Annotated in this window: 13 protein-coding genes; 11 read left to right on the top strand and 2 right to left on the bottom strand. The window is 65.0% G+C overall.

All coding sequences use genetic code 11. From position 1 onward, the window contains the following. Positions 1–177 precede the first annotated feature (177 nt). Positions 178–1629 carry a diadenylate cyclase gene (locus HNP98_RS02040; RefSeq protein ID WP_173808389.1) on the top strand — a complete coding sequence of 484 codons (1452 nt, stop codon included), beginning with the start codon at positions 178–180 and terminating at the stop codon, positions 1627–1629. A 99-nt stretch (positions 1630–1728) separates the two neighbouring features. On the opposite strand, the gene HNP98_RS02035 is transcribed toward HNP98_RS02040, so the two are convergent. Continuing rightward, complete coding sequence (locus tag HNP98_RS02035) at positions 1729–2718, bottom strand: aldo/keto reductase (protein WP_173808388.1); 990 nt, start codon at positions 2716–2718, stop codon at positions 1729–1731. Positions 2719–2890: 172 nt separating this feature from the next. Between HNP98_RS02035 and HNP98_RS02030 the strand changes: the two genes are divergently transcribed. The 10 genes from HNP98_RS02030 to HNP98_RS01985 all read left to right on the top strand — a co-directional run bounded on the left by HNP98_RS02030 (position 2891) and on the right by HNP98_RS01985 (position 10331). Beyond that, positions 2891–3220 carry a superinfection immunity protein gene (locus HNP98_RS02030; RefSeq protein ID WP_173808387.1) on the top strand — a complete coding sequence of 110 codons (330 nt, stop codon included), beginning with the start codon at positions 2891–2893 and terminating at the stop codon, positions 3218–3220. Between the two features lie 79 nt (positions 3221–3299). Then, positions 3300–3740: a hypothetical protein gene (locus tag HNP98_RS02025; RefSeq protein ID WP_173808386.1), complete on the top strand. Its 441-nt coding sequence runs from the start codon at positions 3300–3302 to the stop codon at positions 3738–3740. Between the two features lie 3 nt (positions 3741–3743). Then, positions 3744–4436: an SCO family protein gene (locus HNP98_RS02020; RefSeq protein WP_173808385.1), complete on the top strand. Its 693-nt coding sequence runs from the start codon at positions 3744–3746 to the stop codon at positions 4434–4436. Further along, positions 4433–4882, top strand: a complete 450-nt coding sequence (locus HNP98_RS02015; protein WP_173808384.1) for a c-type cytochrome — start codon at positions 4433–4435, stop codon at positions 4880–4882. Before HNP98_RS02020 ends, HNP98_RS02015 begins: the two co-directional genes overlap by 4 nt. Before the next feature lie 142 nt (positions 4883–5024). Next, a complete protein-coding gene (locus HNP98_RS02010; RefSeq protein WP_173808383.1) occupies positions 5025–5972 on the top strand; it encodes an enhanced serine sensitivity protein SseB C-terminal domain-containing protein in 948 nt (315 codons plus the stop codon). 227 nt (positions 5973–6199) lie between these two features. Beyond that, positions 6200–7567, top strand: a complete 1368-nt coding sequence (locus tag HNP98_RS02005; protein ID WP_173808382.1) for a M20/M25/M40 family metallo-hydrolase — start codon at positions 6200–6202, stop codon at positions 7565–7567. Positions 7568–7589: 22 nt separating this feature from the next. Beyond that, the gene (locus tag HNP98_RS02000; RefSeq protein WP_173808381.1) at positions 7590–7895 is read left to right on the top strand and encodes a DUF4160 domain-containing protein; all 306 of its coding nucleotides are present in this window, start codon (positions 7590–7592) and stop codon (positions 7893–7895) included. Beyond that, positions 7892–8176, top strand: a complete 285-nt coding sequence (locus tag HNP98_RS01995) for a DUF2442 domain-containing protein (protein ID WP_173808380.1) — start codon at positions 7892–7894, stop codon at positions 8174–8176. The genes HNP98_RS02000 and HNP98_RS01995 overlap by 4 nt, the downstream gene beginning before the upstream one ends. 850 nt (positions 8177–9026) lie before the next feature. Next, complete coding sequence (locus HNP98_RS01990; protein ID WP_173808379.1) at positions 9027–9452, top strand: DUF1810 domain-containing protein; 426 nt, start codon at positions 9027–9029, stop codon at positions 9450–9452. Positions 9453–9539: 87 nt separating this feature from the next. Continuing rightward, positions 9540–10331 carry a slipin family protein gene (locus HNP98_RS01985; RefSeq protein WP_173808378.1) on the top strand — a complete coding sequence of 264 codons (792 nt, stop codon included), beginning with the start codon at positions 9540–9542 and terminating at the stop codon, positions 10329–10331. A gap of 227 nt (positions 10332–10558) precedes the next feature. Here the strand turns inward: HNP98_RS01985 and HNP98_RS01980 are convergent, their stop codons facing one another. Beyond that, positions 10559–13048 (bottom strand): PAS domain-containing hybrid sensor histidine kinase/response regulator, encoded by a 2490-nt coding sequence (locus HNP98_RS01980; RefSeq protein WP_173808377.1) that lies wholly within the window; start codon positions 13046–13048, stop codon positions 10559–10561. Between the last annotated feature and the right edge of the window lie 328 nt (positions 13049–13376).

Below are 13376 nucleotides of genomic sequence, written 5' to 3'. Positions count from 1 at the left end.
GGTGGACGGTGGGGGGTGCGAGCGGAGGGCCAACGGCTATCCGAAGATACAACGCGGCGGCCCGAATAAAAGGGCCGGCGCGGGTATTTTGTTTCGACTTACCACTATTGGGGGCCGTTTTACGTAAGTCCAGCCGGTACGAGGGCCCGCCGCGGCCGCCACTACTTTGATTTGCCTATGTGGGAACACCAGAGCCTGTTCCGGGTTTCGGCCCAGCTCTTTGCCGAAGGCGTTTTTAACTTGCTCGACCGCAGCCTGCGGCCCGAGGTTTTTTTGTTGGGCCTGGCCTCGGCCCGCGAAACCGATGAGCCCGCCGGCGTGGTGCTCGAGCCCAGCACCACCCGCTACGCGCCCCGCGACTTTGCCGGCATCAAGGACCGCGCCTCGGCCCTGGAGGCCGACGCCGGGCCGCGCGACGTGGTGTACCACCTGCACCCCAACGACCACGACCGCTACGAAAAGCAGCGCTGGTACGAGCTGGTGTGCCAGGCCACCGAAAGCACGTTGCAGGAGCTGGTGCGCGGGCGCGGCGAAAACCGCCGCTCGTTTTGCTCGGTGCCCGTGAACCTGCAGGGCTACCTCGTGACGGTGGTGCTGCAAGTGGGGGCCGACTGCTACGAGAGCTACTACGCCATGCCAAAATCGGGGGGCCCGCGCCCGGCCAACCTGCCCCACGCGGCGGTGCTGGAGTTTTTGCACGACTGCGCCCGGGCCCTGCGCGAGGCCGACACCGCCGACAACGAGCAGCCGGCCCTGGACCGCGACTACAACGAGGTGCTGCGCAGCGCCGGCCGCCGCCTGATGCTGCGGGCCGCCCCCGCCGGCACCCAGGGCCTCTACGACGCCTGCAACGGCGTGGCCGCCCTGCGCCACGAGGGCAGCGAGGGCGTGGGCACGCTGCTGGTGGCCCGCCGCCAGCACCCGGCCATCGTGCCGGTCCTCACCCTCGAAACGCCCGTGGCCCTGCGCGACCACCGCTCCATCCGCAAGCTGCTGGAGCTGAGCGAAGACGCCACGGCCCTGGTGTCGGACGCCTCGCACGTGTTCGGGCTGGGCCAGCTCGTGCCGGCCGCCGACCCGCGCTACGAGCCCCTGGTGGTGGTCAACTTCACCCACCACTACAGCTGGGAGATGAGCCACGCCGGCCACGTGCTGATGCGCGTGGTGAGCAACACGCCCCGCCTGCCCCAGGGCCGCGTGGCGGCCGACAACTTCGCCCGCGTGGTGCGCCGCGTGTTCCCCAAGCTCGACGCCGACAGCGTGGACTACCTCTGGGAGCTGACGAGCCGGGCCAGCACCCAGCCCACGGGCACCATCCTGGTGTTCAGCGCCGGGGCCGCGCTGGAAGCCCAGCGCCTGAGCCGCCAGAGCTTCCGGGTGGCCCCGCGCATCATCTCGCCCGCGGTGCTGCGCCTGGTCACCAACATCGACGGCGCGGTGTTCATCGAGCCCACCGGCGTGTGCTACTCCATCGGGGCCATCCTCGACGGCCTGGCCACGGAAAAAGGCGACCCCTCGCGCGGCTCGCGCTACAACTCGGCCGTGCGCTACGTCAACAGCAGCCAGTACCCCTGCCTGGCCGTGGTGGTCAGCGAAGACGGCTGGATTGACCTGCTGCCCAATCAGTAGGTCATTTAACAGTCATCAATTAACATTTAACAGCCGTTTCACTGGCCCAATTAGCTAGCGGAACGGCTGTTAAATGTTAATTGATGACTGTTAAATGTGTCAGCCGTTCACCGTGCCCATCATGGCGGCGGGGTAGCGCAGGCCGGCGGCCACGCCCTGGGGAGCAATGTCGTCGAGCTGGGCCAGTTCGTCTTGGGAGAGACTGATTTCCAGGGCCCCCAGGTTTTCTTCGAGGTAGGCCACGCGCTTGGTACCGGGGATGGGCACCACGTCGCCGCCCTGGGCCAGCACCCAGGCCAGGGCCAGCTGGCCGGCGGTGCAGCGCTTCTGCCGGGCCAGGTCGGTGATGCGGGCCACGAGGTCAAGGTTTTTCTGGAAGTTTTCGCCCTGGAACCGGGGCGAGAAGCGGCGGTAATCGTCGGCTTCGAGGTCGTCGAACTGCTTGATTTGGCCCGTGAGGAAGCCCCGGCCCAGCGGCGAATACGGCACGAACCCGATGCCCAACTCGCGGCAGGTGGGCAGGATTTCGTCCTCCGGCTCGCGGCTCCAGAGGCTGTACTCGGTTTGCAGGGCGGCGATGGGGTGGGTGGCCACGGCGCGGCGCAGGGTGGCGGGGGCGGCCTCGCTCAGGCCCAGGTAGCGCACCTTGCCCGCTTCCACGAGGCGGCTCATGGCCCCCACGGTTTCCTCAATGGGCGTGCTGGCGTCCACGCGGTGCTGGTAATACAGGTCAATGTGGTCGGTGCCGAGGCGCTTGAGGCTGGCTTCGCAGGCCGACTTCACGTACTCGGGCCGGCCGTTGATGCCGCGCTTGGTGGGGTCGTTGGGGTCGCGCACGATGCCGAACTTGGTGGCAATCAGCACGTCCTGGCGCTTGCCTTTGAAGGCCTGGGCCAGCAGCTCCTCGTTTTTGAAGGGCCCGTACATGTCGGCCGTGTCGAAGAAGGTGAGGCCCAGCTCCACGGCCCGGTGCAGGGTGCGGATGCTTTCGGCGTCGTTTTGCTGGCCATAAAAATCGGACATGCCCATGCAGCCGAGGCCGAGGGCAGAAACCGTGAGGCCGGAGCGGCCGAGGGTGCGGGTTTGCATAGCGCGTTAAAGGGAAAAGATGCGGTAGGGTTAACGGCTGGGGCCCCGCGGGGTTGGCCGGGGGCGCGGGCTTTGGTCTAGGCTGGCTATACACAGGCAATTAATATGAAGCAAACCCAGCTCTGTAGAAGGAGAAAAGAGAATTAGTGACTCTATCCCTAGTTTAGCAGCTATGACCACTATACAAACCATCGTTGCCATCGTCGTTGGCGGAGTTATCTACTTCCTACCAGCCATTATTGGAGCAAGCAAACGCAATGAGATGGCTATTTTCTGGCTAAACCTGCTACTTGGCTGGTCACTCATCGGGTGGGTAGTCGCCCTTGTTTGGGCAGTTTCTAAAGACACTCCCGTGCCAATTGCCGCAAGTCAAGTAATAGTGCCCATACCGACTCCTACACCGCTTGACTTAGCAGAGCGCACAGCCCAACTGAAGCAGTTGCGCGACCAAGGATTACTCACGCAGGAGGAGTTCATGCAGCAAATCAGTCGCTTAGCTTAGCGGTTAGTTCTGGCGTTGTTCGTGGGGTCTTTCGCCGACCGAATTCCTGCCCCGCACCGCCCGGCCTTACCTTTGCGCCATGAAGCTATTTGCCCCCCAAACGCTGGCGCTGGCCCTTGCCACTGCTGCCATCGGCCTGGCCGCCTGCTCGCCCACCACCGCGCCGGCCACCCCCGCCGCCCAGGCCAAGGCCGCCGAAGACAACCTGATGAACCGCCACGACTCGGTGATGGCCCAGGCCGGCCGCTTGTTCGAGCTGCGCGAGAAAATCGCCACCGCCAAGCCCGCCAACGCCGCCCCTTACCTGCGCAGCCTGCAAGCCGCCGACGGGGCCATGATGGCCTGGATGAACGCCTACCACGCCCCCGACAGCACGGCCGCCGCGCCCCAGCGCCTGGCCTACTTCCGCCAGGAGCAGGCCAAGCTCGACGCCGTGGAAAAGCGCCTGCGCGGCACCATCGATTCGGCCGCTGCGTTGTTGAAGCAAGCGCCGGGCACCGCTGCCCCGGCCACCAAGTAAGCTATGTCGATTCGTTTTTGGCTGGCCCCCGCGCTGGCCGCCGCCCTGCTCACGGCCTGCTCGGGCCCCGCCGACCACCAGGCCGCCCGCCTGCCCATCCTGGGCGAGCGCGACGTGCGCCCCAACCCCAACGGCGGGCCCGCCGACACGGTGTACGCCACCGCCCCGGCCTTTCGCGCCGTGGACCAGGCCGGGACCACCGTCACCAACCAGACCTTCGCGGGCCGGGCCTACGTCACCGATTTCTTCTTTGCCACCTGCCCCGGCATCTGCCCCAAGATGCAGGGCGAGCTGCTGAAGGTGTTCAAGCCTTACGCCGCCGACCCGCGCGTGGGCTTCGTGTCGTTCACCATCGACCCGGCCCACGACTCGCTGCCCGTGCTGCGCGACTACGCCCAGCGCCTGGGCGTGGCCGACCCCAACCGCTGGCACTTCGTGACCACCGGGCGCGCGGCCGCGGCCCGCGACTCGGTGTTTGGCCTGGCCAAGGGCTTTTTCACCGCTGCGCAGCCCGAAAAGGCGGCCCCCGGCGGCTTCGCCCACAACGGCACCTTCGCCCTGGTGGACGACCAGGGCCACGTGCGGGGCCTCTACGACAGCCTCAACCCCACCGAAGTGGCCCGCCTGCAAACGGAGCTGCCCGTGCTGCTGGCCGAAATCGCGGAGCGCCACCCCAAAGCCACCGCCGCCCAATGAGGGGGAAGGCGCTGGGCCTCGGCCTGGGGGCCCTGGGCGCGGTGGCGTGCCTGAGCCTGCCCGGCTGCTTCTCGAACAACCGCCACCAGGGGCCCCGCCTCTACGCCCAGGCCTGCGCCGGCTGCCACGGCGACGCCGGCCAGGGCCTGGCCCGCCTCATCCCGCCGCTGGCCGGGGCCGACTACCTCGCCGCCCACCGCGCCGAGCTGCCCTGCCTGCTGCGCCGCGGCGCGCACGGCCCCATGACGGTGAACGGCATCCTGTACAACCAGGTGATGCCCGCCGCCCGCGTCGACGACCGGGAGCTGAGCCCCGCCCGCCTCACCAACCTGCTGAACTACATCGAGAACAGCTGGGGCAACCACGCCCCGCCCCGCACCATCCAGGAGGTGGAGCGGGAGCTGGCCGGCTGCCCCTCGACGCTGGGCGCGGGGGCGTCTAATTAAATCGATTTTCTTAGTAAAGCCAGGCCGTCATGCTCATCTGGCGTCCGGCCTGGTTACCTTCTATGACGTAACAGCCACCCCGCCCGTTTCCCGCCTTGGCCGTACTTTGCGGCCCCATTCCACTGCTCCATTTCTTTGCCTTATGGGTCTGCTAGACTTTCTGAAAAATAAGCCCGCCGACGCGCCGGCCCCCACCCCTGCCGACCCCACCACCGGCCAGCCGGGCCCCGCGCCCGACGCGGCGGCCAAGCCCGCCGGCCCCCGCTACCAGGGCTCCAACTTCAAGGCCCCGGCCGCGCCGGTGCCCGCCTCTCCCCTGCCCTTCCCGGCCCCCGAGCCGCTGCCGTTTCCCTTCGAGCCCCAGAACGTGCTGGAGCAGCTGCTGCTGCTGGCCACCACCGACGAGCAGGCCCGCCCGGCCTTCTACCAGGCCCTGATGCAGGAGGAAATCCTGATGATTCTGGCTCCCGAGGAAGGCGTGGGCCCCGGCGACGTGGTGCCGGCCGAAGGGGCCCAAATCCAGCTCCAGGTGCTCAACGACGGCAAGCTGCCCATCTTCACCTCGCCCGCCCGCCTGGCCGACAGCGGCCAGGACGACAGCCAGGTGAGCTACGTGCGCATCCCCGGCCAGGCGTTTTTCAGCATGACCCAGGGCCAGGACTGCGTGCTGAACCCCTTCTCGCCCGCCGGCAAGCTGCTGCCCAAGGAGGAGCTGGAAGCGTTGCTCAACGGCCAGCTCACGGGGCCCCTGTCGCCGGCCGGCGGCGACGCCGAGGTGCTGCTGAGCCAGCCCGAGCCCTACCCCACCGCCGTGGCCGACGCCCTGCTGGCCTGGGCCGCCACCCAGCCCCAGCTGCGCACCGCCTACCTGGCCCAGATGCAGCTCGCCAACGCCCCCGACACGCCCCGCCTGCTGCTGGCCTTCGAGAGCGACGCCGCCGACCCCGCCTTTATGCAGGAGCTGGGCCCCGTGCTGGAAGGCAAAACCGACGCCTACCAGTTCGTCGATTTGATGCTGCTGGACCTGGCCTCCGACGAAGGCGTGAACCCGTATTTCAAGCAAGTCGAGCCCATTTATCAGCGCGGATAGCGCGGGGCTTTGCCCCCGTAGAGACGCGACACTTCGCGTCTCCACCGCTGAACGATAATTGTCGGGATGTGTCGGACAGCAAGAACCGGGCAGCGATTGAGACGCGAAGTGTCGCTCTGCGGGCCATGCCATTGGTTGGCAGCTTATGCAGCGTTTTTGAAAAGCCCGCGCCCTTGGGAGCGCGGGCTTTTTTGTGTTTAACCCAGGCCCCGTATGTTTACCCCCGTATGAAAACAATTCTCCTCCTGGCCCTGCTGCCGCTGGCCGCTGCCGCCCAAACGGCCCAGACTCCCGCCGCCCCGCTCCTGCCCAAGGCCGACCCGGCCATTGCGAAGCTGGTAAGCGAGATTTCGGCCAAAAACCTGCAAACCGACGTCGAGAAGCTCGTCGGCTTCGGCACCCGCCACACCCTGAGCGAGACCCAGAGCCCCACGCGCGGCATCGGGGCGGCCCGCCAGTGGGTGCGGGGCGAGTTTGAGAAGTACAGCCAGGCCAGCGGCGGCCGCCTGAAAGTGGAGCTGGACACCTTCACCGTCAAGCCCGACGGCCGCCGCATCAACAAGCCGGTGCTGATGGCCAACGTGCTGGCCACCCTGCCCGGCACCGACCCCACCGACACGCGCATCCTCCTCGTCAGCGGCCACATCGACTCGCGGGTGAGCGACGTGATGAACGCCACCGCCGACGCCCCCGGGGCCAACGACGACGGCTCGGGTACGGTGCTGGTGATGGAGCTGGCCCGCGTGCTGGCCGGCCAGAAATTCCCGTGCACCCTCAAATTTGTGGTGGTGCAGGGCGAAGAGCAGGGCCTCTACGGCTCCGGCCACCTGGCCGAGCGGGCCAAAAAAGAGGGCTGGAACCTGGTGGCCATGCTCAACAACGACATCGTGGGCAACTCGCACGGCCACGACCCTGACATCAGCGACGCCACCAAGCTGCGCGTGTTCAGCGAGGGCGTGCCGGCCACCGAAACGCCCGAGCAAGCCCGGCAGCGCCGCCAGCTCAGCTCCGAAAACGACGCGCCCAGCCGCCAGCTGGCCCGCGCCGCCCAACGCGCCGCCCTGCTCTATACCAAGGGCCAGGAGCTGGTCATGATCAACCGCCCCGACCGCTTCCTGCGCGGCGGCGACCACACGCCCTTCAACACCCAGGGCTTCGCCGCCGTGCGCTTCACGGAGATGAACGAGGACTACAGCCACCAGCACCAGGACCTGCGCACCGAAAACGGCCGCCCCTACGGCGACGTCATCGCGGGCATGGACTTCGCCTACCTGCGCCGCAACGCCGGCCTCAACCTGGCCACGATGGCCAGCCTGGCCCTGGCCCCCGCCGCCCCCGCCAAGGTCGAAGTCCTCACCGCCGACCTCACCAACCGCACCGTGCTGCGCTGGCAAGCGCCCGCCGGGGGCCCCAAGCCCGCCGCCTACGCCGTGCTCGTCCGCGCCAGCGACGCCCCCCAATGGCAGCAACGCTACCTCGTGACCGACACCAAAGCCGACCTGCCCATCAGCAAGGACAACTTCATCTTCGGCGTGGCCAGCGTGGATGCCGCCGGCCACGAGAGCGTGGCCGTGCTGCCAGTGGTGGGGCGGTAATTGCAATGTTTCCTTTAGCCCCATGCCTAAACTCTACGAGTACCTCGGTCTTATCATTTTCTTCTATTCCAACGAGCACGAGCCGATTCATGTGCATGGCCAATGTGACGGACGGGAAAGCAAGGCCGAGTTTTTCTTGGAGGAAGGCGAGATTGTTGAAATTCGCATTACCGAAGTCAAAGGCAGCCGCCCGCTGATGGGAAAGGACCTGCAAAACTTTAAAAAAGTGGTGGACGTTTACGCCGGCGATATCGTCCAGAAATGGGTGGATTACTTCGTTTACCACCGCAGCATTCGCCCCGAAACCATCACCCGCAAACTGCTATGATAACTACCGGAACCACCGTAGCCGAGGCTTCACCCGCCGTTTTAGCTGTAGTGGCCGCCCAGTTAGTTGGTCCTTACACCCTGGCCCTCACCTTCTCTACCGGTGAGCAACGGACGGTTGATTTCGGGCCGTTTCTGCGCCAGGCCAGGCACCCGGCCATCCGGGCATACCTGGATGAAACCTGCTTTCAGCAATTCAAGCTGGTACAAGGCAATGTCAATTGGAACGACTACGATTTGATTTTTCCGGTAGCCGATTTGTTCAGTGGCTCAGTACGTTGAGTGCGTTTTGTGTTAGTACCCGCTTGAATGGCTACACTTTCGGCGTGGCCAGCGTGGACGCCGCCGGGCACGAGAGTACGGCCGTGCTGCCAGTGGTGGGGCGGTAAACGGTTTTGTTTAAAAATTATGCATAAGAACGAGGGATTTGCTGTCGCCTGTGGCTTGCTCGTAATTAGTTTGTTTACCCCTGTTTTTGTCGATGAAGGCAATCCTATCTTATTGCTTCTTGTTCCTGGATTTCTTCTTGGCTGGCTCATCCTATTCCTAATCGCAGTTTTTAGGGTCTTTAACCGAGATTATTTATCGTGGAAAAAGCGCCTAATACCGTTTTACTTGTTAATCACACCCTTGGCTCTTATAGCGGTCGGGAGTATTTGTACATCGATAATAAATAGGGAACGAGACTGGCTAACTGTTGAAAGCTATGACTTTACCGGCTCGGATATTATACTCTTTAGAAAGGACGGCGAATATCAGCACCGCCGGGGCAGTCCGCTCGGTTCCTCAGGTCCGTCATTCGGGCGCTATGAGCGGCGCGACAGCTTACTTATTTTGCGACCTAACTCGGGAAAAAACCGACTGCCGACAGTCAGAATAGCCGGTCTGTCCCGATTAGTCATCCGTCCATATGGGGAGTTTGAAAAGCACCGAAATAATTCGTCTGTTCGACTAATTGCGCTTGATAGCGCGGGTAATAGCCTCGCGGTATTTCGAATAATAGAGCGCAATTAATAGAGCGTAATTATTAATTTGTCAGCTCAGGTGCTTCTCTTGGCGCGGCGCGGGTACGGTGCATCGTAATTCGTGTTAGCGGCGTAGGCCATGTGGCAAAAGTATAACTCAAGGCATCATGACCAACGAGTATAATTTAAAACGATTCCTCGACGCCCAGGCAGCATCCTACGAGCAGGCCCTCGCCGAAATAAAAGCCGGGCGCAAGCGCGGCCACTGGATGTGGTACATTTTTCCGCAAATCCAGGGCCTGGGGTTCAGCGAGATTTCCCAGCACTACGCCATTAGCGGCTTGGCCGAGGCGGCGGCGTACTTGCAACACCCGGTGCTGGGGGCCCGGCTGGTTGGTATTTGCGAGGCGCTGCTGGGCCTGGAAAGCAGCGACGCGAACCGGGTGTTTGGCAGCCCCGACGATTTGAAGCTCAAGTCGTCCATGACGTTGTTTGCCGCCCTGCCCGGCGCGCCGCCGGTTTTTGCGGCGGTGTTGGCGAAGTTTTTCAGGGGCGTGCGGGATGGCAAAACCCTGCAACTGCTGGACCGGTAGCCGCGGCCGGCCGGGTTCAGCATTCGCCGGTTGTAATGGATTGGCGCGGGCCGCGATACATTCGCCAATCCTTAACCCCCTTTAGCCATGCTACTCGTCCTGCTTGCCGCGGTCCTCGTTCTGCTCCTGCTCAGTTTGCGCATCGCGCAGGAGTACCAGCGGGCCATTGTGTTTCGGCTGGGGCGCTACACCGGCACCCGGGGCCCCGGGCTGTACTGGCTCATCCCGTTTCTGGAGCGCCAGCAAACCATCGACATGCGCACCAAAACGGTGGAGCTGGAGCAGCAGGAAACCATCACCAAAGACAGCGTGACCATCAAGGTGAACGCCGTGCTGTGGTTCAAGGTCGTGAACCCGGCCGACGCCGTGATTAAGGTGGCCGACTACAACAAGGCCGTGTACCAGCTCTCGGTGACGGCGCTGCGCAACATCATCGGCCAGAACCAGCTCGACGAAGTGCTGCGCGAGCGGGCCCACATCAACGGGGCGCTGCTGCAAATCGTGGACACCGCCACCGAGGCCTGGGGCGTCAAAATCGAGCTGGTCGAAATCAAGGACGTGGAGATTCCCGAGTCCATGCAACGGGCCATGGCCCGCGAGGCGGAGGCCATCCGCGAGAAGCGGGCCCGCATCATCAAGGCCGAGGCCGAGCTGGAAGCCTCCCTCAAGCTCACCCAAGGGGCCATCGAGATGGAGCGCAGCCCCATTGCCCTGGAGCTGCGCCGAATGCAGATGCTCTCAGAAATCGGCATCGACAACAACACAACGACGGTGATTCTGCTGCCCTCCGAGTTTTCCAACGCGGCCAAAAGCTTCACCCAGATGGTGAACCAGGGGGCCAAGCCGACCGAACAGCCCGGGGCCCCCGGCGCGGCGTAGCCACTGGCGTGGGTTGTTGGTTGTTGGTAAAAATTTAAATTATTGACTGACAACAAACAGCGGCGATGAGCTAAACCGGGGTGGTCCGGCGACTTTTTCCGTCGTCGGGCCACTCTTATTTCTAACCCGGGGCTGCTGTTTTTAGTCAGAGTGGCCCGACGAAGCCCTTCGGGCAATTCGCCGGACCACCCCGTTTTGGACCACTGCCCAAACAATCAGCCACTCGTTTACTGCACGGCCACAATTTTGTGCAGCAGCTCGTCGGCCTCGAACGGCTTGGCCAGGCAGTCGTTCATGCCGGCGGCGAGGTACTTGTCGTACTCGCTTTGGGCGGTGTTGGCCGTGAGGGCAATGATGGGCGTGCGGGCGCGGGCGCGGTCCGGGTCGCGGCGCATGCGGGTTGTCACTTCCACGCCGCTCATGTCGGGCATTTTGATGTCCATCAGCACCACGTCGTAGCGGGCCCGGGCAAACTGCGCCAGGGCCGTGGCCCCGTCGGTGGCGCTGTCCACGGCCAGGCCGTGGTGTTCCAGCACGTACTGCACCAGCTGCCGGTTCATCTCGTGGTCCTCGACCAGCAGCACCCGCAGGCCGCGGGCCCGCTCGGCGGCGGCGGCGGCGGGCTCCGGGGCGGCGGGGGCGGCGGCGGGGGCGGCCGTTTTGGCAAACGTGAGGGTGAAGCCGAACGTGCTGCCGTGGCCGGGCACGCTGCACACCAGCAGGCGGCCGCCGAGCCGCTCCACGAGGCCGCCGCTGATGGTGAGGCCGAGCCCGGTGCCCCCGAAGCGCCGCGTGGTGTCGCTCGACGCCTGCGCGAAGCTGTCAAAAATCGTTTCCTGCTTGTCCGGCGGAATGCCCATGCCGGTGTCGGCCACGGCGAAGCCGACGGTCAGGGCGGTGGCGGTTTCGGCCCGCCGCCAGGTGCGCAGGGCCACGCCGCCGCGCTCGGTGAACTTGAGGGCGTTGCCGAGCAGGTTGAGCAGCACCTGGCTCAGGCGCAGGGCGTCGCCGAGCACCCACGGCTGCGGCAGGCCGGGGGGGGCCAGCGTCAGGGCCAGGCCTTTTTCGGCCGCCGGGTGGGCCAGCATCTGCACGGCGGCCGCCAGGGTGGCCTCCAGGTCGAAGGGCGCGTGCTCCAGCTCCAGCCCGGCCGACGTAATCTTGGCCACGTCCAGCACGTTGTTGAGCACGCCCAGCAGGTGCTGGCCCGAGGTGCGGATGGCCGCCACGAACCCGTGCTGCTGGGCCGTGAGGGCGGTGTTGCGGGCCAGCAGGCCCGCCATGCCGAGCACCGCGTTCATGGGCGTGCGGATTTCGTGGCTCATGTTGGCCAGAAACGTCTCCCGGGCCCGGGTGGCCTGCTCAGCCGCCAGCTTGGCCCGGTACAGCTCCTGCTCGGCCAGGTAGCGCTCGGTGATGTCGATGCCCGAGCCCACCACCATGCGCAGGGCCCCGTCGGCCCCGAACACGGGCCGCAGGCGGCGCATTTTTTGCTGCACGCCGGCGAGGCCCTGCACCGTTTCCTCCCACACCACGTCGGCCCGCTGGCGCAGCACCTGGTCAAATACCTGCTCGCGCTGGAGGGCCAGCTCCGCGGGGCGCTGCCGGTAGGCAACGTACTCGCGGTCGGTCATGCCGATGATCTGTTCCCGCACCACGGGGTCCGCAAACGAGGCGGGGTTGGCGAACAGGTAGCGCTGCCCGGCGTCGAACACGGCGATATCGACCGGCAGCTCGTTGAGGATGGTTTCGTAGAATTCGCGCTGCTGCACCATCTTTTGCTCCACGCGCAAGCGGTCGGTGATGTCGACGCCCGAAATGACGACCACCCGCAGCGCCCCGTCCGGGCCGAACAAGGGCTGGGCGGCCCCCAGCCAGTGGCGTTCGCCGGTGGCGTAGGTTAGTTTTTCGTCCCACGTCACCTCGCGGCGCTGCCGCAGGGCCGCTTCTACCCGCTGTTGCCGCTGCTCGGCCAGCAGCGGGGAGCGGCCGCGAATCGTGTAGCCTTCCGGGATGGTACGGCCCAGCAGGGCGGCGCGCACCTCCGGGGTGGGCTCGGCCGCGGCGTTGATAAACCGGTACCGCAGGTCGGCGTCCAGCACGGACACGGCCATCGGCAAGCGCGTCAGCACGTCCTCGTAAAAAGCGCGTTGTTCGGCCAGCTGCCGGGCGGCGAGGCGCTGGTCCGTCACGTCGCGGCAGCACACCAAGCGGCCCGCGTCCGCGCCGGGCAGCACCAGGTAGTCGAACGAGAAGATGCGCCCGTCGACCAGGGCATAGTCGTCGTTGAACGTCGATTGATTGGCGTGGTCCCGGTCCTGGGCGTCGGCCATAAAAGCTTCCGGGTCGGCAAACAGGTGCTCGATGGGCACGATGCCCACCGCATTGGTCCGCGCGTCGGGGCTCGATGCATCCTTTGTCAGCCCAAACAGCTGTTGGTAATGCCGATTGATGAGCCGTACTTCCCGTTTATTGTCGAGCAGCAGCAGGCCCACCGGCAGGGTTTGCACCACCGCCAGCAGCTCGTCTTCGTGGCGCTGGGCGGTTTGCCGGGCTTCGGCCAGCAGCAGGTCCGCCGCGCGTAGCCGGGCCTCCGCCGCGGCGAGTCGGGCCTCGGTCGCCTTCAGCCGGGCCTCCGCCCGCCGGGCGCGGGCCCGTGCCACGGCCAACCGCGCCGCGCCGGTCAGCGCCGGGTTGGAAGAAGGGGATGGAACCATGACAAGAATGCAATTACCGCGGGGCCGCAACACTTATTTTGACCAGCCACCACATCCCAATAATATGCTATTTAAAATCTGTTTAAACCGATAGCCATCTGCTACGTTAACCACTGTCCGTCCGCGCCGGCAAGTTTAACTCATAAAACGGCGTAACCATTCCATGCAAAAACCGTGGGCACCCCTCACGGCAAAAAACTGTTTTTTAAATCAAATTTATTATTGTGATCATTATAAAAATCCGTAACTATTTTATTTTAACCGGCACGCTCGGCCATTGCTCCTTTGATTTCACTGAGCCAGCGGGCGGGGCGGCTTCCGGTCCCGC

Source organism: Hymenobacter caeli (assembly GCF_013294115.1).
Classification (GTDB): Bacteria; Bacteroidota; Bacteroidia; order Cytophagales; family Hymenobacteraceae; genus Hymenobacter; species Hymenobacter caeli.
This window is presented reverse-complemented; position numbering and strand designations above follow the sequence as displayed.

Excerpts from the sequence above, each read along its gene's own strand:
- HNP98_RS02040 (WP_173808389.1), top strand. The coding sequence starts at position 178 with ATGTGGGAACACCAGAGCCTGTTCCGGGTTTCGGCCCAGCTCTTTGCC.
- HNP98_RS02035 (WP_173808388.1), bottom strand. The coding sequence starts at position 2,718 with ATGCAAACCCGCACCCTCGGCCGCTCCGGCCTCACGGTTTCTGCCCTC.
- HNP98_RS02030 (WP_173808387.1), top strand. The coding sequence starts at position 2,891 with ATGACCACTATACAAACCATCGTTGCCATCGTCGTTGGCGGAGTTATC.
- HNP98_RS02025 (WP_173808386.1), top strand. The coding sequence starts at position 3,300 with ATGAAGCTATTTGCCCCCCAAACGCTGGCGCTGGCCCTTGCCACTGCT.
- HNP98_RS02020 (WP_173808385.1), top strand. The coding sequence starts at position 3,744 with ATGTCGATTCGTTTTTGGCTGGCCCCCGCGCTGGCCGCCGCCCTGCTC.
- HNP98_RS02015 (WP_173808384.1), top strand. The coding sequence starts at position 4,433 with ATGAGGGGGAAGGCGCTGGGCCTCGGCCTGGGGGCCCTGGGCGCGGTG.
- HNP98_RS02010 (WP_173808383.1), top strand. The coding sequence starts at position 5,025 with ATGGGTCTGCTAGACTTTCTGAAAAATAAGCCCGCCGACGCGCCGGCC.
- HNP98_RS02005 (WP_173808382.1), top strand. The coding sequence starts at position 6,200 with ATGAAAACAATTCTCCTCCTGGCCCTGCTGCCGCTGGCCGCTGCCGCC.
- HNP98_RS02000 (WP_173808381.1), top strand. The coding sequence starts at position 7,590 with ATGCCTAAACTCTACGAGTACCTCGGTCTTATCATTTTCTTCTATTCC.
- HNP98_RS01995 (WP_173808380.1), top strand. The coding sequence starts at position 7,892 with ATGATAACTACCGGAACCACCGTAGCCGAGGCTTCACCCGCCGTTTTA.
- HNP98_RS01990 (WP_173808379.1), top strand. The coding sequence starts at position 9,027 with ATGACCAACGAGTATAATTTAAAACGATTCCTCGACGCCCAGGCAGCA.
- HNP98_RS01985 (WP_173808378.1), top strand. The coding sequence starts at position 9,540 with ATGCTACTCGTCCTGCTTGCCGCGGTCCTCGTTCTGCTCCTGCTCAGT.
- HNP98_RS01980 (WP_173808377.1), bottom strand. The coding sequence starts at position 13,048 with ATGGTTCCATCCCCTTCTTCCAACCCGGCGCTGACCGGCGCGGCGCGG.